At 50.7% G+C, this 23,836-nt stretch carries 21 protein-coding genes and 1 pseudogene; 14 read left to right on the top strand and 8 right to left on the bottom strand.

Going from position 1 to position 23,836, the window contains the following annotated elements; genetic code table 11:
• Positions 1 to 214: 214 nt before the first annotated feature.
• Both purU and ABLV07_RS15445 read right to left on the bottom strand, forming a co-directional pair.
• Complete coding sequence (gene purU / locus ABLV07_RS15450; RefSeq protein WP_015705100.1) at positions 215 to 1,057, bottom strand: formyltetrahydrofolate deformylase; 843 nt, start codon at positions 1,055 to 1,057, stop codon at positions 215 to 217.
• Between the two features lie 44 nt (positions 1,058 to 1,101).
• Positions 1,102 to 1,560: a YchJ family protein gene (locus tag ABLV07_RS15445; RefSeq protein WP_042893958.1), complete on the bottom strand. Its 459-nt coding sequence runs from the start codon at positions 1,558 to 1,560 to the stop codon at positions 1,102 to 1,104.
• Between the two features lie 110 nt (positions 1,561 to 1,670).
• On the opposite strand from ABLV07_RS15445, the gene rssA reads away from it, so the two are divergent.
• From rssA to galU, 3 genes are all read left to right on the top strand, one after another.
• Positions 1,671 to 2,570 (top strand): patatin-like phospholipase RssA, encoded by a 900-nt coding sequence (rssA, locus tag ABLV07_RS15440; protein WP_015367078.1) that lies wholly within the window; start codon positions 1,671 to 1,673, stop codon positions 2,568 to 2,570.
• A gap of 89 nt (positions 2,571 to 2,659) precedes the next feature.
• Positions 2,660 to 3,673, top strand: coding sequence for a two-component system response regulator RssB (rssB, locus tag ABLV07_RS15435; RefSeq protein WP_020079113.1), 1,014 nt, complete (start codon positions 2,660 to 2,662; stop codon positions 3,671 to 3,673).
• Between the two features lie 197 nt (positions 3,674 to 3,870).
• Entirely contained in the window at positions 3,871 to 4,773 is a 903-nt protein-coding gene (galU, locus tag ABLV07_RS15430; protein ID WP_015367076.1) for a UTP--glucose-1-phosphate uridylyltransferase GalU, read from the top strand.
• Between the two features lie 125 nt (positions 4,774 to 4,898).
• Here the strand turns inward: galU and hns are convergent, their stop codons facing one another.
• Positions 4,899 to 5,306: a histone-like nucleoid-structuring protein H-NS gene (gene hns / locus ABLV07_RS15425; protein WP_004103116.1), complete on the bottom strand. Its 408-nt coding sequence runs from the start codon at positions 5,304 to 5,306 to the stop codon at positions 4,899 to 4,901.
• 550 nt (positions 5,307 to 5,856) lie between these two features.
• Here hns and tdk point away from each other — a divergent pair.
• On the top strand, positions 5,857 to 6,477 hold the full coding sequence (tdk, locus tag ABLV07_RS15420) for a thymidine kinase (protein ID WP_015705104.1): 621 nt from the start codon (positions 5,857 to 5,859) through the stop codon (positions 6,475 to 6,477).
• Positions 6,478 to 6,660: 183 nt separating this feature from the next.
• On the opposite strand, the gene adhE is transcribed toward tdk, so the two are convergent.
• The gene (adhE, locus tag ABLV07_RS15415; protein ID WP_015705105.1) at positions 6,661 to 9,339 is read right to left on the bottom strand and encodes a bifunctional acetaldehyde-CoA/alcohol dehydrogenase; all 2,679 of its coding nucleotides are present in this window, start codon (positions 9,337 to 9,339) and stop codon (positions 6,661 to 6,663) included.
• Positions 9,340 to 9,817: 478 nt separating this feature from the next.
• On the opposite strand from adhE, the gene ABLV07_RS15410 reads away from it, so the two are divergent.
• From ABLV07_RS15410 to ABLV07_RS15380, 7 genes are all read left to right on the top strand, one after another.
• Positions 9,818 to 10,465, top strand: coding sequence for a YchE family NAAT transporter (locus tag ABLV07_RS15410; protein ID WP_015367071.1), 648 nt, complete (start codon positions 9,818 to 9,820; stop codon positions 10,463 to 10,465).
• A gap of 750 nt (positions 10,466 to 11,215) precedes the next feature.
• Complete coding sequence (gene oppA / locus ABLV07_RS15405) at positions 11,216 to 12,847, top strand: oligopeptide ABC transporter substrate-binding protein OppA (RefSeq protein WP_015367070.1); 1,632 nt, start codon at positions 11,216 to 11,218, stop codon at positions 12,845 to 12,847.
• Between the two features lie 84 nt (positions 12,848 to 12,931).
• Positions 12,932 to 13,852, top strand: coding sequence for an oligopeptide ABC transporter permease OppB (oppB, locus tag ABLV07_RS15400; RefSeq protein WP_015367069.1), 921 nt, complete (start codon positions 12,932 to 12,934; stop codon positions 13,850 to 13,852).
• A 14-nt stretch (positions 13,853 to 13,866) separates the two neighbouring features.
• On the top strand, positions 13,867 to 14,775 hold the full coding sequence (gene oppC, locus ABLV07_RS15395) for an oligopeptide ABC transporter permease OppC (protein WP_015367068.1): 909 nt from the start codon (positions 13,867 to 13,869) through the stop codon (positions 14,773 to 14,775).
• Between the two features lie 11 nt (positions 14,776 to 14,786).
• Positions 14,787 to 15,800, top strand: coding sequence for an ABC transporter ATP-binding protein (locus ABLV07_RS15390; protein ID WP_015705106.1), 1,014 nt, complete (start codon positions 14,787 to 14,789; stop codon positions 15,798 to 15,800).
• Entirely contained in the window at positions 15,797 to 16,801 is a 1,005-nt protein-coding gene (gene oppF, locus ABLV07_RS15385; protein ID WP_015367066.1) for a murein tripeptide/oligopeptide ABC transporter ATP-binding protein OppF, read from the top strand. Before ABLV07_RS15390 ends, oppF begins: the two co-directional genes overlap by 4 nt.
• Positions 16,802 to 16,817: 16 nt before the next feature.
• Entirely contained in the window at positions 16,818 to 17,684 is an 867-nt protein-coding gene (locus tag ABLV07_RS15380) for an ion transporter (RefSeq protein WP_020079110.1), read from the top strand.
• A gap of 68 nt (positions 17,685 to 17,752) precedes the next feature.
• Here the strand turns inward: ABLV07_RS15380 and ABLV07_RS15375 are convergent, their stop codons facing one another.
• A complete protein-coding gene (locus ABLV07_RS15375) occupies positions 17,753 to 18,082 on the bottom strand; it encodes an HI1450 family dsDNA-mimic protein (RefSeq protein ID WP_015367064.1) in 330 nt (109 codons plus the stop codon).
• Between the two features lie 34 nt (positions 18,083 to 18,116).
• The gene (cls, locus tag ABLV07_RS15370) at positions 18,117 to 19,577 is read right to left on the bottom strand and encodes a cardiolipin synthase (protein WP_015367063.1); all 1,461 of its coding nucleotides are present in this window, start codon (positions 19,575 to 19,577) and stop codon (positions 18,117 to 18,119) included.
• A 144-nt stretch (positions 19,578 to 19,721) separates the two neighbouring features.
• On the opposite strand from cls, the gene ABLV07_RS15365 reads away from it, so the two are divergent.
• Both ABLV07_RS15365 and ABLV07_RS15360 read left to right on the top strand, forming a co-directional pair.
• Positions 19,722 to 19,895 carry a YciY family protein gene (locus ABLV07_RS15365; RefSeq protein WP_086538044.1) on the top strand — a complete coding sequence of 58 codons (174 nt, stop codon included), beginning with the start codon at positions 19,722 to 19,724 and terminating at the stop codon, positions 19,893 to 19,895.
• Between the two features lie 84 nt (positions 19,896 to 19,979).
• Positions 19,980 to 20,243 (top strand): annotated as a pseudogene (locus tag ABLV07_RS15360) (transposase); the annotation flags it as partial.
• Between the two features lie 235 nt (positions 20,244 to 20,478).
• Here ABLV07_RS15360 and ABLV07_RS15355 read toward each other — a convergent pair.
• Positions 20,479 to 20,799, bottom strand: a complete 321-nt coding sequence (locus ABLV07_RS15355; RefSeq protein WP_020079107.1) for a cupin domain-containing protein — start codon at positions 20,797 to 20,799, stop codon at positions 20,479 to 20,481.
• Positions 20,800 to 20,801: 2 nt separating this feature from the next.
• Complete coding sequence (locus ABLV07_RS15350) at positions 20,802 to 21,983, bottom strand: oligogalacturonate lyase family protein (protein ID WP_348853531.1); 1,182 nt, start codon at positions 21,981 to 21,983, stop codon at positions 20,802 to 20,804.
• Between the two features lie 266 nt (positions 21,984 to 22,249).
• Between ABLV07_RS15350 and ABLV07_RS15345 the strand changes: the two genes are divergently transcribed.
• Entirely contained in the window at positions 22,250 to 23,803 is a 1,554-nt protein-coding gene (locus ABLV07_RS15345; RefSeq protein WP_045362740.1) for an MFS transporter, read from the top strand.
• The last annotated feature ends 33 nt before the right edge of the window (positions 23,804 to 23,836 follow it).

The raw sequence follows: 23,836 nt of genomic DNA, 5'->3' as shown, positions 1-23,836 counted from the left end.
AGTCGATGACGGCAGATTTACAGTCTGCTCCCTTTGGCCGCTCGGGAACCCCACCACGGGGTAATGCTTTGTACTGGCCTGCTCCCTTCTCGGGAAGCGGGGCGCATCATACCAAATGACGCGCCCCTGTAAAGCATTCCTTTGACAAAATTAAACTGGTTGCCTGATTTTTACGCGTAACGCCGCAAAGCTAACCAATTCATTTCGCTGTCGATTAAAGAATAATCGTCCGATTACCGTAAACAAAGACGCGTTGCGCCAGTACCTGATACAGCGCGCGGCTTAAGACGTTTTTTTCCACGTCGCGGCCCGCGCGCATCATATCTTCGGCGGTATAGGTATGATCGACATGAATCACGTCCTGCATGATGATTGGGCCTTCATCCAGATTATCATTTACGTAGTGGGCGGTGGCGCCAATGATCTTCACGCCGCGCTCATAGGCCTGATGATAGGGACGCGCGCCGATAAACGCTGGCAGGAATGAGTGGTGGATATTGATGATTTTGTTCGGGAAGCGGGCTACAAACTCCGGGGTAAGCACGCGCATGTATTTTGCCAGTACCACGTAATCCGGATCGTGGGCGGCTATCGCATCACCCATCCGCTGGTCGTGCTCTTCGCGGCTCAATCCTTCATGGCTCACCAGCTCAAAAGGAATATCAAAACGTTCCACCAGCGTGCGCAGCGTTTCATGGTTGCCGATAACCGCGGCGATGTCGACATCCAGACCGCCATAGTTGGCTTTCATCAGCAGATCGCCGAGACAGTGAGCTTCTTTGGTAACAAGAATGACCACTCGACGACGGCCGGCCGGGTTAAGTTCACGGATCGAACCTTCCGGCAGCGCGCTATCGAGGTCGGCGAGCAGGGTGGCGTCATTAAAGATACCTTCGAGCTCGGTACGCATAAAGAAGCGGCCGGTACGATGATCGACAAACTCATTGTTCTGTACAATGTTCAGCTCGTGTTTGTAACAAATATTCGTGATACGCGCGATGAGGCCTTTCTGATCAGGGCAAATGGTGCGTAGTACTTTACGTTGTAATGAATGCATCGCGGGGAAAATCCTGTTGTGTTTGCAATTGCTGATGCCGGGCCTTACTGGCCGCAGCATTTTTTAAATTTTTTACCTGAGCCGCAAGGGCAGGGGTCATTACGACCAATTAATGGTCGGGTGCCGTCAATATAGTACCACTGTCCGTTTTCTTTTAAGAATCTGGAACGTTCAATAATCGCGCCGGGACGGTTATCTTCAGTAAAGCGCGCGATAAAGCTGACGAATCCTTCATCGGGGCTACGGCCGTTATCGGTTGCGAAAACGGTTAAACCAAGCCACTGCGTATTGGCAAAGCCTTTTTCGATATCGGCGCGAAAGCGTGGCGCCTCACAGTGTGGATGCCAGGTTTTGATTAAATAATCGACATCTTTCATCACGAATGCGCTATAGCGGGAACGCATCAGCTGTGACGGGCTCGGCGCAAGCTGACCGCCAGTCAGATATCGCTGGCAACATGAGCTATACTCCAGAGCGCTGCCACAGGGGCATAAGTGCGACAAAATCGCCTCCATGGAAAAGAATGACGGCGCCAGAGCGCCAAAGTGCATTATGTTAACTGAGCGATGGCGCTGATGTCATGCTCGGAGTGGAAGGATATGTATCTGTACTAATGAGAAAGCTAAAGATTGGTTTAGCGCTAGGGGCTGGCGCCGCGCGCGGTTGGTCGCATATCGGCGTGATCAAAGCGCTGCATCGGGCGGGAGTTGATGTCGATGTGGTAGCGGGATGTTCGATTGGTGCCTTAGTCGGTGCGGCCTACGCCTGCAATCGCCTCCCTGCGCTGGAAAAGTGGGTTAGCTCCTTTAGCAACTGGGACGTGCTGCGATTGATGGATCTCTCCTGGCGGCGCGGCGGACTGTTACGCGGCGAGCGCGTGTTCAATCAATACCGGCAAATTATGCCCGTCGCGCAAATTGAAGCGTGCGAACGCCGTTTTGCCGCCGTGGCGACTAATCTGAGTACCGGGCGCGAATTATGGTTTACGGAAGGCGATCTGCACATGGCGGTCCGCGCTTCTTGTAGTATGCCTGGCCTGATGTCGCCGGTGATGCATAACGGCTACTGGCTGGTGGATGGCGCGGTGGTTAATCCGGTCCCGGTCTCACTGACGCGAGCTTTGGGGGCGGATATTGTGATTGCCGTCGATCTCCAGCATGACGCCCATCTTATGCAACAGGATTTATTATCAATAGAGTCGCCTCGTCCGGAGCCGATAGAGGAGCTCAGTTGGCATTCCCGTCTGCGATCCCGGTTGGGGAGAATGAGCTCTCGCCGTGCGACAATAACCCCCACGGCGATGGAGATTATGTCAACCTCGATACAGGTGCTGGAAAATCGCCTGAAACGTAATCGTATGGCAGGCGATCCGCCGGATATCCTGCTCCAGCCGTTTTGTCCGCAAATCTCCACTCTTGATTTTCATCGTGCTGGCGAAGCGATGGCCGCAGGACAGCTGGCCGTTGAGAAAAAAATGGATGAATTATTACCCTTGGTGCGCACTTCCGCGTAGCGCACTTGTCCAACACTTAAGTAAATTCTGACAGGCGATAGCGTGAATAGCGTGCCACTATTTAATTATCGTCAGCCAGGGGAGAGAACATGACGCAGCCATTGGCGGGAAAACAGATTCTGATAGTTGAAGACGAACCCGTTTTCCGCTCTCTCCTTGATAGCTGGCTAACTTCCCTGGGGGCGACTACCCGCCAGGCGGAAGACGGCATTGAAGCGCTACAGCAAATCGCGATTTCGAAACCGGATCTGATGATTTGCGATATCTCGATGCCGAGGATGAACGGCCTTGAACTGGTTGAGCAGGTTCGCAACCAGGGTGAACAGCTCCCGATTCTGATGATTTCAGCGACCGAAAACATGGCGGATATTGCTAAAGCATTACGTCTTGGCGTGCAGGATGTCTTACTGAAGCCGGTAAAAGATTTTAATCGCCTGCGTGAAACGGTGTATGCATGTCTCTACCCGACAATGTTTAGTTCACGAGTTGAAGAGGAAGAGAGATTATTTGAAGACTGGGACGCGTTAGTTAGCGATCCCCTGGCGGCGTCAAGGTTATTACAGGAACTTCAGCCGCCGGTGCAGCAGGAGATTTCCCATTGTCGTATCAATTATCGTCAGCTTATCTCAGCGGATAAGCCGGGGTTGGTGCTGGATATTGCGCCGTTATCAGAAAACGATCTGGCGTTTTATTGCCTGGATGTCACCCGCGCTGGCGATAATGGCGTTCTGGCGGCATTATTATTACGCGCTTTGTTTAATGGTTTGCTGCAAGAACAACTTGCTCATCAGGGACAGCGCCTGCCGGAAATGGGCGCATTGTTAAAACAAGTTAACCAATTACTCCGCCAGGCCAATTTACCGGGTCAATTCCCATTGTTGGTTGGTTATTATCACAGCGGATTAAAAAATTTGATTCTGGTTTCTGCCGGTCTTAACGGTACGTTGAATACCGGAGAGCATAAAATTCAAATTAGTAACGGCGTTCCATTAGGAACGTTGGGCAACGCATACCTCAACCAAATTAGCCAGCGCTGCACATCCTGGCAGTGCCAAATTTGGGGAGCAGGGGGACGTTTACGCCTGATGTTGTCTGCAGATTGAACAATTCGCTCTATTTTTAGTAGGTGGGATTACCGGGCCTACATTTCCGGTGGTACTATCACTGCGTTTTATGCGTAAAAGTCCTAATTCGAGGGTATCCATACCTTTTCAGACCAGGTTTAACTGATCAGACTGATATACTCGATGCGTTATTTATTGACATTAAGTTCAAAAAACGAACAGTCCAGGAGATTTCAATGGCTGCCCTTAATTCTAAAGTAAGAAAAGCTGTTATCCCGGTAGCGGGATTAGGCACCAGGATGCTACCCGCCACCAAGGCTATTCCGAAAGAAATGCTGCCACTGGTAGATAAACCATTAATCCAATATGTTGTTAACGAATGTATCGCCGCTGGGATTACTGAAATTGTTCTGGTGACACACTCTTCGAAAAATTCTATTGAAAACCATTTCGATACCAGCTTCGAACTCGAAGCGATGCTGGAAAAACGTGTAAAACGTCAGCTTCTGGAAGAAGTTCAGTCTATCTGTCCGCCGCACGTCACCATTATGCAGGTACGTCAGGGGCTGGCTAAAGGTCTGGGCCACGCGGTGCTGTGCGCGCATCCGGTTGTCGGCGATGAGCCGGTTGCGGTTATTCTGCCCGACGTGATTCTGGACGAATATGAGTCCGATCTGACCCGTGATAACCTGGCGGAGATGATTGCTCGCTTTGACGAAACGGGCGCCAGCCAGATCATGGTTGAGCCGGTTGAAGACGTCACCGCTTATGGTGTTGTTGACTGCAAAGGCGAAAGCCTGCAGCCTGGCGAAAGCGTGCCGATGGTTGGCGTTGTTGAGAAACCAAAAGCAGACGTCGCGCCGTCTAATCTGGCGGTAGTCGGTCGTTATGTGCTGAGCGCCGATATTTGGCCGCTGCTGGCGAAAACCCCTCCGGGAGCCGGTGATGAAATTCAGCTGACTGATGCTATCGATATGCTGATCGAGAAAGAAACCGTTGAAGCTTACCACATGAAAGGCAAAAGCCATGACTGCGGTAATAAGCTCGGCTATATGCAGGCCTTCGTAGAATATGGCGTTCGCCATAAAACTCTGGGCGAAGACTTTAAAGCCTGGCTTGCGCAAGCGGTCGCGAAGTAATATTCGCCACCCGAGAAACCGGTTCGCCTGATAGCGAACCGGTTTTTTTATGCCTGATACTTTCAGCGTGTAACGATAAAAAAAATCCCGCCGAAGCGGGATTTTTTTATCAAGCATAAAGCGAATTAGAGCAGGAAATCGTCCAGTGTTTTACCTTGCTCGTCCATTGCTTTCTTGATGACTGCCGGAGTACGACCCTGGCCAGTCCAGGTTTTAGTTTCGCCGTTTTCATCAACGTAGCTGTATTTTGCCGGACGCGCAGCACGTTTAGTTTTGGTGCCTGCTTTAACTGCTGCCATAGTGCTCAGCAGTTCATTCGGATCAATACCGTCAGCGATCAGCATTTCGCGGTACTGTTGCAGTTTACGAGTGCGCTCTTCAATTTCAGCAGCAGCAGCGCTTTCTTCTTCACGACGTTCGTTAACGACAACTTCTAATTTTTCCAGCATCTCTTCAAGCGTTTCAAGGGTGCATTCTCTTGCCTGCGCACGAAGAGTACGGATGTTGTTCAAAATTTTAAGTGCTTCGCTCATTGTAGTAATCTCAAACTTATATTGTGGGGTGGTTTGTTGAACTAATAATAGAGCGATAAAATCAGATGTGCAATAGGGGAGAATGTAAGGAATTCAAAATTACTTGTTATTTGTCTGGTTGATTAAATAATTTAAGTTAAATTTTCGCGCGACTTCACATCTTCTCGCTTATAGCTTAAGCATGCGCACTGACGCTAAAACCATGAGTCAGGATGATTTTCCTGCGTTTCGAGAGTAAATTTATACTTCACGTGGATAAATATCACACTTCAGTTTTAGCGCATTAGTTATGGTGATGTTTAATATAAATTGGCGACCAAAACCCATTATAGTTGTCTGGAGAATGGCGGTTTAAGCACAAAACGACAATGATTTGTATCTGCTACCGTGGTGACGGTGATGTCTGAACGCTATTCCTTCGCTGGCCGTTTCATTTGTTGTAAAGCATCGTCATTAAACCAGCAGCAATACCCCCGGTGAAAGCACGGTAGGCTCAGTAATATATGATACAATTGCGCGGTAAAACACATTGATTGGGGTTACGCAGCCGATGGCACAACTTTATTTTTACTATTCTGCAATGAATGCAGGTAAGTCTACTGCGCTGTTGCAGTCGTCGTACAATTACCAGGAACGAGGGATGCGTACCGTCGTTTATACCGCTGAAATTGACGATCGTTTTGGTTCTGGCAAAGTGAGCTCACGAATCGGGCTTTCTTCACCAGCGCGGCTGTATAATCCTCAGACGTCGTTATATGCCGATATAGCGTCAGAACATGCCCGCCAGCCCATCCATTGCGTACTGGTGGACGAAAGCCAGTTCCTGACCCGTGAACAGGTTCATGAGCTCTCAGAAGTCGTGGATGAGCTGGATATCCCTGTATTGTGCTACGGCTTGCGTACAGATTTCCGCGGTGAGTTATTCAGCGGTAGCCAGTATTTGTTAGCATGGTCGGATAAACTGGTTGAGTTAAAAACGATTTGCTTCTGTGGCCGTAAGGCAAGCATGGTGTTACGTCTTGATCAGGAAGGGCGGCCATACAATGAAGGAGAACAGGTAGTGATTGGCGGTAATGAGCGGTACGTTTCCGTATGCCGTAAGCATTATAAAGAGGCGTTAAGCACCGGTTCATTAACTCAGGTGCAAAGTAAGCTGCGTCACGGCGAATAATGCTGTAATTTCATTACCTTCAGGCGTCTAAATGGCGCCTGTTGTCTTTTATGGAATCGGTTCCTTTATTCCGACTTCACCAGATTTATTGCATTCACTACTCCTGGATGTAACTCTAATAAAGTACGAATATAAAAAAAGCCCCATCAATAGATGGGGCTTCGTTCATTTCAATTCTGCGAATTAAGCGGATTTTTTCGCTTTTTTCTCAGCTTTGGCCGGAGCCGCTTCTTTTTTCACAGCCGCCGCTTCACCTTCTACAAAGTCACGACCGTAGTAGGTATCCAGCAGAATCTGTTTCAGCTCGGCGATCAGCGGGTAGCGCGGGTTAGCGCCGGTGCACTGGTCATCGAAGGCGTCTTCAGACAGCTTATCAACGTGAGCCAGGAAATCAGCTTCCTGAACGCCGGCTTCGCGAATAGATTTCGGAATACCCAGTTCAGCTTTGAGGCTTTCCAGCCATGCCAGCAGTTTCTCGATTTTCGCCGCAGTGCGGTCGCCCGGAGCGCTCAGACCCAGGTGGTCTGCGATCTCAGCGTAGCGACGGCGCGCCTGCGGACGGTCATACTGGCTGAATGCGGTCTGCTTGGTCGGGTTGTCATTCGCGTTATAGCGGATAACGTTGCTGATCAGCAGGGCGTTTGCCAGACCGTGAGGAATGTGGAACTGCGAGCCCAGTTTGTGCGCCATTGAGTGGCACACGCCGAGGAAGGCGTTAGCAAACGCGATACCGGCGATAGTGGCGGCGCTGTGCACACGTTCACGGGCTACAGGGTTCTTAGAACCTTCATGGTAAGAGGCCGGCAGATACTCTTTCAGCAGTTTCAGCGCCTGCAGAGCCTGACCATCGGAGAACTCAGAAGCCAGTACGGAGACGTAAGCTTCCAGAGCGTGAGTCACGGCATCCAGACCACCGAAGGCACAGAGGGACTTCGGCATATCCATGACCAGGTTGGCATCGACAATCGCCATATCCGGAGTCAGCGCGTAGTCGGCCAGCGGATATTTCTGTCCAGTTGCATCGTCGGTTACCACGGCGAACGGGGTAACTTCAGAACCGGTACCGGAGGTGGTGGTAATGGCAACCATCTTGGCTTTGACGCCCATTTTCGGGAACTTGTAGATACGTTTACGGATATCCATAAAGCGCAGCGCCAGTTCTTCGAAGTGGGTTTCCGGGTGCTCGTACATGACCCACATGATTTTTGCCGCATCCATCGGGGAACCGCCGCCCAGGGCGATGATTACGTCTGGTTTGAAGGAGTTGGCCAGATCCGCGCCTTTACGCACGATAGTCAGCGTTGGGTCAGCTTCAACTTCAAAGAACACTTCGGTTTCTACGCCAGCCGCTTTCAGTACGGAAGTGATCTGGTCCGCGTAACCGTTGTTGAACAGGAAGCGGTCAGTCACAATCAGCGCGCGTTTGTGACCATCAGTAATCACTTCATCCAGTGCGATTGGCAGTGAGCCACGACGGAAGTAGATAGATTTCGGAAGTTTATGCCACAACATGTTTTCAGCTCGCTTAGCAACGGTTTTCTTGTTGATCAGGTGTTTCGGACCAACGTTTTCAGAGATGGAGTTACCACCCCAGGAACCACAACCCAGAGTCAGGGAAGGTGCGAGTTTGAAGTTATACAGGTCGCCGATACCACCCTGGGAAGCCGGGGTGTTGATCAGGATACGCGCGGTTTTCATCATCTGGCCGAAGTAGGCCACGCGAGCCGGCTGGTTGTCCTGGTCGGTGTACAGGCAAGAGGTGTGACCGATACCGCCCATGGCGACCAGTTTTTCTGCTTTATTGACCGCGTCTTCGAAATCTTTCGCACGGTACATTGCCAGCGTCGGAGACAGTTTTTCGTGAGCGAACGGTTCGCTTTCGTCAACGTCGGTAACTTCGCCGATCAGAATCTTAGTGGTGGCTGGCACGGTGAAGCCTGCCAGTTCAGCGATTTTTGCCGCTGGTTGACCAACGATCGCCGCATTCAGCGCGCCATTTTTCAGGATGATGTCCTGAACGGCTTTCAGCTCTTTACCCTGCAGCAGGTAGCCGCCGTGGCTGGCAAAACGCTCGCGGACGGCGTCGTAGACGGAGTCGACAACCACCACGGATTGTTCAGAAGCACAGATAACGCCGTTATCGAAGGTTTTCGACATCAGTACGGACGCCACAGCGCGTTTGATATCAGCCGTTTCATCAATAACAACCGGCGTGTTGCCTGCGCCAACGCCGATAGCAGGTTTACCGGAGCTATAAGCGGCCTTAACCATACCTGGGCCGCCGGTGGCGAGGATCAGGTTGATGTCAGGATGATGCATCAGTGCGTTAGACAGTTCTACGGAAGGCTGGTCGATCCAACCGATCAGATCTTTCGGCGCGCCAGCGGCAATCGCCGCCTGCAATACGATGTCCGCCGCTTTGTTAGTCGCGTCTTTAGCACGCGGGTGCGGAGAGAAGATGATGGCGTTACGCGTCTTCAGGCTGATCAGCGATTTGAAGATAGCAGTAGAAGTCGGGTTGGTAGTCGGGACGATACCGCAAATAATACCGATTGGCTCAGCAATGGTGATGGTACCGAAAGTGTCGTCTTCAGACAGGACGCCACAGGTCTTTTCATCTTTATAGGCGTTGTAGATATATTCGGAAGCGAAGTGGTTTTTGATCACTTTATCTTCAATAATACCCATGCCGGATTCGGCAACAGCCATTTTAGCGAGAGGGATTCGAGCATCTGCAGCGGCCAGAGCGGCAGCACGGAAGATCTTATCAACTTGTTCTTGAGTGAAACTGGCATATTCACGCTGGGCTTTTTTTACGCGCTCTACAAGTGCGTTAAGTTCAGCGACATTAGTAACAGCCATAATGCTCTCCTGATAATGTTAAACTTTTTTAGTAAAACAGTAGCTCGATTCGACATTATAGACAGGCTGTTAACAGCTTGCATGTAAATGTTAACGTAAAGATTTCTAACGCTTTGAACCCACTGATTTACTAAAAAAGCTTTGTCTCACTACGCACTCAGGTACTTCGGCCTTTCACTCTGTTGATGTAGCCAAGATTACTCACTTCTGAGTATTAATTACGTGATTTGGATCAATATTTGGCGATGCTGATACCTTTCAGCAGGTCAATAATTAACCAATCAAGTCAGGGTTAATGATAAGATATGCATATTTAATGAATAAAGTGCATGCGCGAAACAAATATATAACAAATAAAATCAATAAACCCCGGCTGCATATTTGAGATGAATTGTGGCGATGAAAAGGGTATCTTCTGCGCAATTATTTTGTACCGATACTGTCAACAGCCTTTTTTAATGGTGCTGCGGAGTTCACTGTGACCCTACCGTTGTTTGATTTCGCTATTTATTTTAAATTTTTTATCGGCCTGTTCGCGCTGGTCAATCCGGTTGGCATCATTCCGGTTTTCATTAGTATGACCAGTTACCAGACGGCGCTGGTACGTAATAAGACGAATCTGACGGCTAACCTGTCGGTGGGTATCATCCTGCTTACCTCGCTCTTTCTTGGCGATGGCATCTTACAAATTTTCGGCATCTCAATTGATTCCTTCCGTATTGCCGGCGGGATCCTGGTGGTGACGATCGCCATGTCGATGATCAGCGGCAAACTCGGCGAAGATAAACAAAATAAACAAGAGAAGTCGGAGACGGCCATTCGTGAAAGCATCGGTGTCGTACCGTTGGCATTACCTTTAATGGCGGGGCCGGGGGCTATTAGTTCCACGATCGTGTGGGGCACGCGTTATCACTCGATTGCCCATCTGATTGGTTTTTCAATCGCTATTGCGTTGTTTGCCGCCTGTTGTTGGGGAATTTTCCGCATGGCGCCATGGTTAGTCAGATTGCTGGGGCAGACCGGTATTAACGTCATTACACGTATCATGGGTCTGTTACTGATGGCTTTAGGCATCGAGTTTATTGTTACCGGGATTAAAGCGTTGTTTCCTGGATTGACAGCATAGCCGGTGTATCAGGCGCGGGGTTGGGCCTCGCGTTTGAAAGATTATTAGCAAAAGTTATTCCTGGCACTAATAAAAAAGACAAACGATAACTTTTGCTAATGATGATTTAATTTTATATTTATCATATGGTTAGTTGATTTTATTCTATCTCGCCGTACTGTCTTTCTCCTGTCGTCACTGTTATTTTCATCACACCATTCTCTGGCGCTTGCTGTCGGATCATTGAAATGATATTAGTAATTTCATTGAGACAGCAGATTAATGTGCTAAAAAATAGACAACTGTTAAATTTTTGTACAAAAAAGCAACTTCGCGCGCAGGGCCGGGCCGCAAAACGACAGGGTGGTCCTATCTTGCTGATTAAAAACAATGTTTTTTCTTTTTTGGCGTTATAAGCCTTACGATAAGCACGGTAAAAAAAACAATAAAAGAGAATTCGGTAACATATTTGCAAATTGCATTGGCGGACAAGAAATCGTTTTGGTACTTTCCGGCCTGATCGCTAACTAACTAATATGCACAAATGAGAATTATTATTAAATGACTCGTTGTGCCGACATTCCCCTCTGGACAGGGGGTAAAGAATCGACGTCAAGGCTGCCGTTTGAGCGGTCGTAATAAATAAGTCGGTGATAGCAAGCAGTAAAATCTGACAGCGGCAAAGACTCCTGCACTGTACAGAATCCCTATAAGGGAAAAATAACAGGCTGGTTAAATAACCAGTAATTATAATGAGTGGAGTAACAACACATGACCATCATCACTAAAAAAAGTCTGGTAGCGGCGGGAATTTTATCTGCGCTCATCACCGCAAATGTTGCTATGGCAGCGGATGTTCCTGCCGGGGTGCAACTGGCGGATAAACAAACGCTGGTGCGTAATAACGGGGCAGAGGTGCAATCTCTGGATCCGCATAAAATTGAAGGTGTACCGGAGTCCAACGTTAACCGCGATCTGTTTGAAGGGTTAGTGATTGGCGATCTTAACGGCCATCCTGTTCCGGGCGTTGCCGAATCGTGGGATAACAAAGATTTTAAAGTCTGGACTTTCCATATTCGCAAAGATGCCAAATGGTCTGATGGCTCGCCGGTTACCGCGCAAGATTTCGTTTATAGCTGGCAGCGTCTGGCCGACCCGAAAACAGCATCACCGTACGCCAGCTATCTCCAGTACGGCCATGTCGCCAACGTCGATGAGATTATTGCCGGCAAAAAACCAGCAACCGATCTCGGCGTCAAAGCGATCGACGACAAAACCTTTGAAGTCACCCTGAGCGAGCCGGTCCCTTATTTCTATAAACTCCTTGTCCATCCATCCGTTTCCCCAGTACCAAAAGCCGCCATCGAAAAATATGGTGAAAAATGGACTCAGCCGGCGAATATCGTCACCAACGGCGCCTATAAACTAAAAGATTGGGTGGTGAACGAACGTATTGTGCTCGAGCGTAATACGAATTACTGGGACAACGCTAAAACGGTTATTAACCAGGTAACTTACCTGCCAATTTCTTCTGAAGTTACCGATGTGAACCGCTACCGCAGCGGCGAAATCGACATGACCTATAACAACATGCCGATTGAACTGTTCCAGAAGCTGAAAAAGGAGATCCCGAAAGAAGTTCACGTCGATCCTTATCTGTGTACTTATTATTACGAAATCAATAACCAGAAAGCGCCATTTACCGACGTACGCGTCCGTACCGCGCTTAAGCTGGCACTGGATCGCGATATTATCGTCAATAAAGTGAAAAACCAGGGCGATCTGCCGGCTTACAGTTACACCCCGCCATACACCGACGGCATGAAACTCGTTGAACCTGAGTGGTTCAAATGGTCTCAGGAAAAGCGTAATGAAGAAGCGAAAAAATTACTGGCGGAAGCCGGTTATACCGCTGATAAGCCGCTGACCTTTAACCTGCTGTATAACACTTCCGACTTACATAAAAAACTGGCTATTGCCGTGGCGTCCATCTGGAAGAAAAACCTTGGCGCTAACGTTAAGCTGGAAAATCAGGAGTGGAAAACCTTCCTCGACAGCCGCCATCAAGGCACCTTTGACGTCGCCCGCGCCGGCTGGTGTGCTGATTACAATGAGCCGACATCGTTCCTGAACACCATGCTCAGCGACAGTTCTAACAACACGGCGCATTATAAGAGCCCGGCATTTGATAAGATCATCGGCGATACCCTGCAGGTCACCGATGAAGCGAAACGCGCAGAGCTGTACGCGCAGTCGGAGCAACAGTTGGATAAAGATTCCGCGATTGTTCCGGTTTACTACTATGTGAACGCGCGCCTGGTTAAACCGTGGGTTGGCGGTTATACCGGTAAAGACCCGTTGGATAATATTTACGTGAAGAACCTTTATATTATCAAACATTAATGGCAAGACGTGGGGCAGGCAGAGCTTGCCCCACCGTGTCTGAATTCATCGCACTCGATAGGCACAGGCCAGAAGGTACGGGCAATGTTAAAATTCATATTACGTCGCTGTCTGGAAGCGATTCCGACGCTATTCATCCTTATTACTATCTCTTTCTTCATGATGCGTCTCGCGCCGGGCAGTCCTTTTACCGGTGAACGTACGCTGCCGCCGGAAGTCATGGCGAACATTGAAGCGAAATATCATTTAAACGACCCCATCATGACCCAGTACTTCAATTATCTGAAGCAGCTGGCGCACGGTGATTTTGGTCCTTCCTTTAAATATAAAGATTATTCGGTGAACGATCTGGTGGCATCAAGCTTCCCGGTTTCCGCCAAATTAGGCCTTGCCGCCTTTTTATTAGCGGTAATCCTGGGCGTCAGCGCCGGGGTTATTGCCGCGTTAAAACAAAATACCAAATGGGACTACGCGGTGATGGGGGTGGCAATGACCGGCGTCGTCATACCGAGTTTTGTGGTGGCGCCGCTATTGGTGATGATTTTCGCCATCACGTTGCATTGGCTGCCTGGCGGCGGTTGGAACGGCGGGGCGCTGAAATTTATGATCCTGCCGATGGTGGCGTTATCGCTGGCATATATTGCCAGTATCGCCCGTATCACCCGTGGATCGATGATTGAAGTTTTGCACTCCAACTTCATCCGTACCGCACGGGCGAAAGGCCTGCCGATGCGCCGAATTATCTTCCGCCACGCGCTGAAGCCTGCGTTGCTGCCGGTGCTTTCCTATATGGGGCCGGCATTCGTCGGCATTATCACCGGCTCAATGGTTATCGAAACGATTTACGGCCTGCCGGGTATTGGCCAGTTATTCGTCAACGGGGCACTTAACCGCGACTACTCGCTGGTGCTCAGCCTGACGATTCTGGTCGGCGCGCTGACCATTCTGTTTAACGCGATCGTCGACGTACTGTACGCCGTTATCGATCCGAAAATTCGCTACTGAAGCCGGAGTTCGCCATGATGTTAAGTAAGAAAAACAGCGAGGCGCTGGAGCACTTCAGTGAGAAGCTGGAAGTTGAGGGCCGTAGCCTGTGGCAGGATGCGCGTCGTCGCTTTATGCATAACCGCGCGGCGGTGGCCAGCCTGATTGTGCTGGTGATTATTGCACTGTTTGTGACTATCGCTCCAATGCTGTCGCAGTTCTCCTATTTCGATACCGACTGGGGGATGATGTCCAATGCCCCGGATATGGAGTCTGGTCACTATTTTGGCACCGATTCATCCGGCCGCGACCTGCTGGTACGCGTGGCGATTGGCGGGCGCATATCGCTGATGGTTGGCGTTGCCGCGGCGCTGGTGGCGGTGATCCTCGGTACCCTCTATGGTTCGCTTTCCGGCTATCTCGGTGGCAAAGTGGACTCGGTGATGATGCGTTTACTGGAAATCCTCAACTCCTTCCCGTTTATGTTCTTCGTGATCCTGCTGGTCACCTTCTTTGGCCAGAACATCCTGCTGATCTTTGTGGCGATCGGGATGGTGTCGTGGCTGGATATGGCGCGTATCGTACGCGGCCAGACCCTGAGTCTGAAACGTAAAGAGTTCATTGAAGCCGCGCAGGTCGGCGGGGTCTCTACCGCGAATATCGTTATTCGTCATATCGTGCCGAACGTGCTGGGTGTAGTTGTGGTTTACGCATCACTGTTGGTACCTAGCATGATTCTGTTCGAATCCTTCCTGAGCTTCCTCGGCCTTGGGACCCAGGAACCGCTGAGCAGTTGGGGCGCATTACTCAGTGATGGCGCCAACTCAATGGAGGTATCGCCGTGGCTGTTGCTGTTCCCTGCCGGGTTCCTGGTGGTAACGCTGTTTTGTTTTAACTTTATCGGCGATGGCCTGCGTGATGCCCTCGACCCGAAAGACCGCTAAGGAGCGCCGTCATGAGCACAATTGAAATGACTAAAGCGCCGCAGGCCGCGCAGCAAAGCGGTCTGCTGCTGGATGTGAAGGATCTTCGGGTGACGTTTAAAACGCCAGACGGCGATGTCACCGCGGTTAACGATCTGAATTTTAACCTGAGGGCCGGAGAAACCTTAGGCATCGTCGGTGAGTCAGGTTCCGGTAAATCGCAAACGGCGTTCGCGCTAATGGGGCTTTTGGCCGCGAATGGCCATATTAGCGGTTCCGCCACTTTTAACGGTCGCGAAATCCTTAATTTGCCCGAGCGCGATCTGAATAAGCTGCGTGCCGAACAGATTTCGATGATTTTCCAGGACCCGATGACCTCGTTGAACCCTTATATGCGGGTCGGCGAGCAGTTGATGGAAGTGCTGATGCTGCATAAAGGGCTGAGCAAAGCCGCGGCTTTTGAAGAGTCGGTAAGGATGCTCGATGCGGTGAAGATGCCGGAAGCGCGTAAGCGCATGAAGATGTTCCCGCACGAGTTCTCCGGCGGGATGCGCCAGCGCGTGATGATCGCCATGGCGCTGTTATGTCGGCCAAAACTGCTGATCGCGGATGAACCGACCACCGCGTTGGACGTCACGGTGCAGGCGCAGATCATGACCTTGCTCAACGAGCTGAAGCGCGAATTCAACACCGCGATTATTATGATTACCCACGACCTCGGCGTGGTCGCGGGGATCTGCGATAAGGTACTGGTGATGTACGCCGGGCGCACCATGGAATACGGTCAGGCGCGCGACGTCTTCTATCAACCGTCGCACCCGTACTCGATCGGTTTACTCAATGCGGTACCGCGTCTCGATGGCGAAGGCGATTCCTTGCTAACGATTCCAGGCAACCCGCCGAACCTGCTGCGTCTGCCGAAAGGGTGTCCGTTCCAGCCGCGCTGCCCGCATGCCATGGAAATCTGTAATAGCGCTCCGCCTCTGGAGTCGTTTGCGCCAGGCCGCCTGCGTGCCTGCTTTAAACCGGTGGGGGACCTGCTATGAACGCCGTGATCGAACAAAGAAAAGTGCTGCTCGAAATTGCCGATCTGAAGGTGCATTTTGATATCAAAGATGGCAAGCAATGGTTCTGGCAGCCATCAAAAACGCTCAAAGCGGTCGATGGCGTCACTCTGCGCCTGTATGAAGGCGAAACGCTGGGGGTGGTTGGCGAATCCGGCTGCGGTAAATCGACCTTCGCCCGCGCCATTATCGGCCTGGTGAAAGCCACCGACGGTAAAGTCGCCTGGCTGGGTAAAGACCTGCTGGGTATGAAACCTGAAGAGTGGCGCGATGTGCGTAGTGATATCCAGATGATCTTCCAGGATCCGCTGGCCTCACTGAATCCGCGTATGACCATTGGCGAAATCATCGCTGAACCGCTGCGGACCTATCACCCGAAGATGCCTCGTCAGGAAGTGCGCGATCGCGTGAAGGCGATGATGATGAAGGTCGGACTGCTGCCGAACCTGATTAACCGCTATCCGCACGAATTCTCCGGCGGCCAGTGTCAGCGCATTGGTATCGCGCGTGCGCTGATCCTTGAGCCTAAGTTGATTATTTGCGATGAGCCGGTTTCGGCGCTGGACGTTTCCATTCAGGCGCAGGTGGTGAACTTACTACAGCAACTGCAACGGGAGATGGGGCTATCATTGATTTTTATCGCCCATGATCTGGCGGTAGTAAAACATATTTCCGACCGTGTGCTGGTGATGTATTTAGGCCACGCGGTGGAGTTGGGGACCTATGATGAGGTGTACCATAATCCGCTGCATCCTTATACCAAAGCGCTGATGTCGGCGGTGCCGGTGCCGGATCCCGATCTGGAGAAAAACAAAACCATCCAACTGCTGGAAGGGGAGTTGCCTTCGCCGATTAATCCGCCATCGGGTTGTGTATTCCGCACCCGATGCCCATTGGCCGGGCCCGAATGCGCCAAAACGCGGCCGGTGCTGGAGGGCAGTTTCCGCCATGCGGTTTCCTGCCTGAAGGTAGACCCGTTATAATCACTCGGGCTGACTGATGTCAGCCCTTTTTTATTGTGAGGTTAACGTGGCAGTTTCGCTTTCCGCCGCCCGTTTGCGGCTTTACCATCTACTCTTCGATCAAACTCGTCGCTCCGGCCGCCGTTTTGAAGGGCTTTGCGGTTTATTTGCCCTGTTGAGCGTGGTTATTATTTTTGTTGAGTCCGGACTCGGTTCGCAGTATCACCTGTCGCTAGATGAATGGCATGTTTTTGTCTGGCTGGAATTAGGAATTACCGCGGTCTTCACCGTGGAATATATTTTACGCGTAATAAGCTGGCCGAATCCGCTGCGCTATATCTTCAGCTTCTGGGGATTTATCGATCTGGCGACCGTTCTGCCGCTGTATGTAATGTGGTTATGGCCGGAAATGAGCCTTGAGTATGTCTTTGCCTGGCGGGCCATGCGGGTTATCCGCGCGCTGCGTATTCTCAAACTGCTGCGCTTTATGCCGTCGCTGAATATTTTTTGGCGGGCTATCGTCAGCGCCCGTCACCAGCTCATTCTGTTCTACTCGTTTATTGCTATTGTGATGGTGATTTTTGGCTCGCTGATGTATTTAATTGAAGGGCCGCAATACGGGTTTACCACCTTAAATGCCTCGGTCTACTGGGCAATCGTCACCATTACTACCGTGGGATACGGCGACATTACGCCGCATACGCCATTAGGGCGGATACTCGCCTCGGTGCTTATTCTCATCGGTTATTCTATCATCGCCATCCCGACCGGGCTGATTACGACGCATATGACGACGGCGCTGCAAAACCGACGTGCCCGCCGCGTTTGCCCAAACTGCAGTAACGCCGAGCATGATAAAAATGCCCGTTTCTGCCACGCCTGCGGAACAGAATTACCGCAATAACGTATAAAACAAAAAGCCTGCCGATGTTACCGTCGGCAGGCTTTTCTACAGGCGCATTAGCTTAATGCTTATTCGCGCCACAGAATGTGGCACAGCTTGTGATCTTTTTCCCGGCATAGCAGAACGCGAGCGAAAATATCGTTGATCTCGCCGCCATCGGTATCGGCCAGGCCAATAACGACTTCGGCGAAGAAATCTGGATTGAGGTCGTAATCGACATGCTCTTGCCAGTCTTCCGCTGGGTCAAACAGTTCGGCGCCGCCGCGCTCTTCAAACTGCAGATTGAAAAGAATGATATCCGCCGGGTCGAGGTTATCGGCCGCCAGCTCAAGAAAGATATCGTAGGCCTGTTCAAGCGTTTCGTCTTCGGTCAGGCGATTGTTTAAATCCATATCCATGATTGCTACCCGTTAAGCATCTGATGGGCACGTTTTACAGCAACGGGCTGAAGAAGTAAAACAGTCGCTCTGCGATCCGCTGCCATAGCGGTCGTTTGGCCCACAGTTTTGCATCCAGCAGGCGCGAGCGGGAGATGTAATCGTCCTGCACCGCCGCCAGGTCGCCGCCAAAGCCCACGTCGTCGATCGCCAGCGTGATCTCGAAATTGAGCCACAGGCTGCGCATATCAAGATTAACAGTACCGACCAGGCTCAGTTCGCCATCTACCAGCACGCTTTTGGTATGTAGCAGGCCGCCTTCGAATTGATAAATTTTCACCCCAGCAGCAAGCAGTTCAGTGAAGAAGGCGCGGCTGGCCCAGCCTACCAGCAGGGAGTCGTTTTTGCGCGGCATAATAATACTGACCTCGACGCCGCGCTGGGCTGCGGTACAGATGGCGTGCAGCAGATCATCACTGGGGACGAAGTAGGGGGTGGTCATGATCAGATGTTCTTTCGCCGCATAAGCCGCAGTTAACAACGCCTGGTGAATCAAATCTTCCGGGAAGCCGGGGCCGGAAGCAATAGTATGAATGGTATGCCCGTTAGCCTCTTCAAACGGCATGATATTGACGTCCGGCGGCGGGGGTAAAATTCGCTTGCCGGTTTCAATTTCCCAGTCGCAGGAGTAGACAATCCCCATTGCCGTAGCCACCGGGCCTTCCATTCGCGCCATCAGATCGACCCACTGACCGACGCCGGAATCTTGTTTGAAGTAGCGCGGATCGACCATATTCATACTGCCGGTGTAGGCGATATAGTTGTCAATCATCACCATTTTACGATGCTGACGTAGATCCATGCGGCGTAAGAACACGCGCATCAGATTAACTTTAAGCGCTTCAACCACCTCGATACCAGCGTTACGCATCATAGCCGCCCACGGGCTGCGGAAGAAGGCGACGCTGCCGGCTGAATCAAGCATTAGCCGACAATGCACGCCGCGGCGCGCGGCGGCCATCAGCGACTCGGCGACCTGATCGGCCATTCCGCCGGGCTGCCAGATATAGAACACCATCTCAATATTGTGTCGTGAGAGCTGAATATCGCGAATCAGCGCCTGCATCACGTCATCGGATTCGGTTAGCAACTGCAGTTGGTTACCCTTAACGCCGGCGATCCCCTGGCGACGTTCACAGAGTTTGAACAGCGATTCGGCAACCGGGCTATTTTCTTGCGCAAAGATATGCTTGCAGCTTTTCAGGTCCGTTAGCCATTTGGCGGTAGAGGGCCACATGGCGCGCGCGCGCTCGGCGCGCCGTTTGCCAAGATGCAATTCTCCAAAGGAAAGATAGGCGATAATTCCCACCAGCGGCAGGATATATATAATTAGCAACCATGCCATGGCGGACGGCACCGCACGGCGTTTCATTAAAATACGTAATGTAACGCCGGCAATCAGCAGCCAGTACCCCAGAATGACCAGCCAGTTTACGACCGTGTAAAAGGTTGTCATAGATGAAAAATCCTTTTGAATAGCCCGATGCCATGAGTTTACGCATCAACATCCATCTGGCAAATAAAAACGCAGCGAAAGCGATGGTCAGACAGATTCATCGGTTTATAATGGGGCGTGTTTTTCACTCGTAGAGTAGTAGCAATGAAGCGTAGTAGAACGGAAGTAGGGCGCTGGCGCATGCTTAGACAAGTAAGTCGCCGTAAATCGCGCTGGCTGGAAGCCCAATCGCGCCGCAACATGCGGATTCTTTCAATCAGGAAGTGCCTGGTAAAACGGCAGCGTCATGCTTTGCTGTTCACCTTCTCTGAATTTTGAGAGTAAAAATTAAAGGCAGCGTGAATCGCCGCGGGTTTAACAGACACCTCAGGGTCACTGAAGATGACTTAAAGAGAGGTGCCCATGAGCGGTAAGCGTTATTCTGAAGAGTTTAAAATTGAAGCAGTCAAACAGGTTGTTGATCGTGGTCATTCTGTTTCCAGTGTTGCAACACGTCTCGATATCACCACTCACAATCTTTAGGCCTGGATAAAGAAGTACGGTCCGGATTCTTCCACTCATAATGAACAGTCAGATGCTCAGGCCGGGATCCGCCGTCTCCAGACAGACCAGATGCTGACCGGGCAGATCAAACAGTTCTGGCTTGAGTCTGGCTGCGTCTATGGTTAACGCAAGTGCGTGATACCGGACAGGCACAAGACAGCGGACCCGGTGGCTTACATTCGTGAATTTTCCAGCGTCATTCACGCGGAATACGGAACACTGCTGCAGGACCTGCGCAGAGAATAGCGATGCCGTTCGTCATTTTGCATTTATGAATGGCACGATTATGCGGGATACTTACACACTGGCTTCTCCCCCTCTTTACAGGTTCCTCTGACTCCACGTCAAACCATGCCTCTTACAGAAAATCCTCTCTCTGTGGCGTAAAAGTATCCAGCAATATACCGGCCTCCAGACACTCGCAACCGTGTATGATATTCGGTTGTTTGTAGAGTGTGTCACCGGCTTTCACCTCACGAGTCTCATCGCCAATGGTGAACACAAAGCGCCCGGAAAGCACATAGGTCAGTTGTTCGTGAATATGCCGGTGGAGTGACCCGACAGCACCCTTTTCAAAATGTACTTCGACCGCCATCAGCGAACCACTGTGCGCCAGAATCCGCCTGCGTACTCCGTTACCGAGATCTTCCTCCGAAGTCTCGTCCCTAAAAATAAACATAGTTACTCCTTACCAAGTGAACTGACCAGAGTATCCGGTATTTGTGCAAGATAAAGGGCCGGCAGGCCTTCGAAATCAGATGTAAATAACACGTCCCGGTCGTCGGGTGAAAAAGAGGGATGCGGATGGGTAACCTGCCGGTCGCCGTCCAGCACCTGCCAGGAACTCTGATGTGTCGCCAGTGGCGCATAGCGGCGGGTTCGGGTGTCAAAGAGATAGAGAAAGGGATCGTTTTCGATGACATGCCCTGAGGTATCCTGTACATCCACCGGGGTACCCGAGCCATCACCCACCAGCAGCGTGCCATCGGCATTGCTCATCAGATGTGAGCAGGCCGGCATTGTCATCAGGCTGCTGTCTTCTCCGGTTTGTGGTGAGAAGCGGCGAATGTAACGCTCGGAATGACCTTTAAGGTATGAAACGTAGAGGAGTGCGGAACCATCCGGTACCCAGAACTCATGGGTACAGCTTTCTTCCGGCGCATGAGTTTTCACTTTGCGTACGTTACTCCCGTCTTCGTTGACCAGCCACATGCGTGCATCCACAAGATCGTGAGGTCCCTCATGACAGAATGCCACCGTACTGTCGTCGTAAGGTCGATAGAGGGGATGTCCAAGCCATTCGTTCGCTTCATGGATCACCCGCGTGGAACCGTTATGCAGATCCACCTGCAACAGGCGACAATGCGGACGACGCAGATAAAACGTCCGGAATTTTTGCCAGTCGGTGAGCGGTGTCCAGTCATCACGGGCAATTTCGATACCGACCAGACGCGTACATTCGCTGTTTGCTACCCAGGTGCCATAGCCAACCCATTCCTCCGGTACCGTATAGATCGTATGTTCGCTGTAATCATCCAGACTGACACGACGTAATTCCCGTTCGTTTTTCACGTAATAAAGGCTGCGATCGTCGGGCGACAAAAAGCCACCGAAAGTATTGTCACCACGACCGTGTGTAAGTTGAACGGCGGTCTGTTTTTGCCGGTCCAGCAGGTAATAGTTGCGATGACCGTCAAATTCAGCAGCAAACAGGAGTTTACTGCCGTCACATGTAAAGCTTTTTTGATAGAAATAGTTGCGATGACATATCACATCTGGTGGTGTCAGACGCGTTATCCGAGCCCCGGTATGCGGGTCACTGAAATGGTGAAAATGTAACTGAATCGTTGAACCCTTAGCCATTACTAGCCCCTGCATTACAGAAGGAAATTTTATTATGAAATTGTGTTTCATAATAATAAAAACAAAGTATCTTTTCTGTCGAGGGGGAATGTCCAGTACCGATGATGGAAATGTAACCCCGGTCACAATTTCTTCAGAAGCGCCCTTAGCAATGTTTTTAATGTGAACATACTCACCTTTCTTTACGGCTATCCTGACTATAAAACACAGTCTTATAAAATCTAAAACGCTATTTCGTTTCTTGTTTGATAACAAAGGGCAGGGTTATGAAGATAGAAAGACCAGTTCTTTTCAGGCATCAGCTCGCATATGGAGGGGGTAACTTGCTGGGTAGCGGGGCACTGGCTATTGCCGGTATCTGGTTACTTTACTTTTACACCACCTTTTGTGGTCTGACACTGCTGCAGGCTTCGGCTATTTTTTCGGTTGCCAGTATTATTGATGCCATCAGCAATCCGCTCATGGGATATATTTCAGATAATTTCGGCAAAACGCGTCTCGGTAAACGCTTTGGCCGCCGCCGGTTCTTCATTCTGCTGGGCATCCCCCTGATGATGGTCTACCCCCTGCTGTGGATCGATGGATTTGGTTTCTGGTATTACCTTTGTACCTATGTGTTGTTTGAGTTGATCTACACCTCTGTCATGGTGCCCTATGAAACACTCGCCACTGAAATGACCGCAGATTTCGCGAAACGATCTAAACTCACTGGTTTTAAAGCTATTTTTGGTAAAGTAGCCAACTTTCTCGCCGCTTTCATTCCGGGCCAGTTCATTCTTGTTTACGGTAAAGAATCGGCCACCCCATTTTTTTACACCGCCCTGACATATGGGGTGATTTTATGTGTGGCGATGGGGACACTCTGGTATTACTCGTGGGAGCGCCCGGCCGCAGATGCTTCGCCGGAAAGTGAAGAAAACACCACGCTCAGCCATGCAATGCTGGCATTGCTGAGGGAGATGAGATCGACTTTTTCACTGCGTGTTTTTCGCAAACATCTGGGTATGTATTTGTGCGGCTTCGGGGCAGAGTGGCTGTTTGCTTCTGTCTTTACCTACTTTATCATTTTTGTCCTGCAGTATGATCCGACCATGGTATCCGGACTGAGCAGCCTGAACTCCGTACTTCAGCTCTTTTCCACAGCTATTTTTATTGCTATCTGCGTAAAACATGGGTTCAGCAAGCCCTATATACTTGCGCTGGGTATCGTTATTTTTTCCGTACTGTGTTATGCCGCGCTCTTTTTTTTCCACCTACCTCAACAGTATGCCACTGCGGCGATGCTGGCGATTACCGTTGTCTTCGGGATCGGTACGGGCGGGGTGTATTACATTCCCTGGACTGTGTATACCTTTCTCGCTGATGTTGACGAAGTCTTTACCGGACGCCGCCGTGAGGGGATCTATGCCGGCACGATGACCTTCTCCGGTAAACTTGTGCGCTCTGTGATTGTGTTTACTATGGGAGCGATCCTGAGTTTCTATGGATTCCAGTCTAAATCGCAAACCCAGCCGGAAAGTGCGGTAATGGCTATTGCGCTGGTCTTTTGCGTCGGTGTGATTGCACTGGCTCTCGCGGGGATTTATTTCAGCGCGCAGATGAAGCTGAACCGGAAGGCACATCTGGTGGTGCTTGCTGAGGTGGCACGTATCCGGGCTGGTGGCCAGATTTCACATGTCACAGCGGATGTTCGTGCCGTCATGGAAGCCCTGATCGGTTTTCCGTATGAACAATGCTGGGGTAACAGTACCGTCTGTTGCGATGGCAGAAACAAGCATCCTGACAGGACACCACTTGTCGGCACGACCCGACAACCCTGAGGTATACCGGTTTCTGTCAGGGCTCGGAAGGGA

It is taken from the genome of Klebsiella sp. CN_Kp097, assembly GCF_040064495.1.
GTDB classification, from domain to species: Bacteria; Pseudomonadota; Gammaproteobacteria; order Enterobacterales; family Enterobacteriaceae; genus Klebsiella; species Klebsiella aerogenes.
The sequence above is the reverse complement of the archived record's forward strand: the minus strand, read 5'-3'. Positions and strand labels throughout refer to the sequence as shown.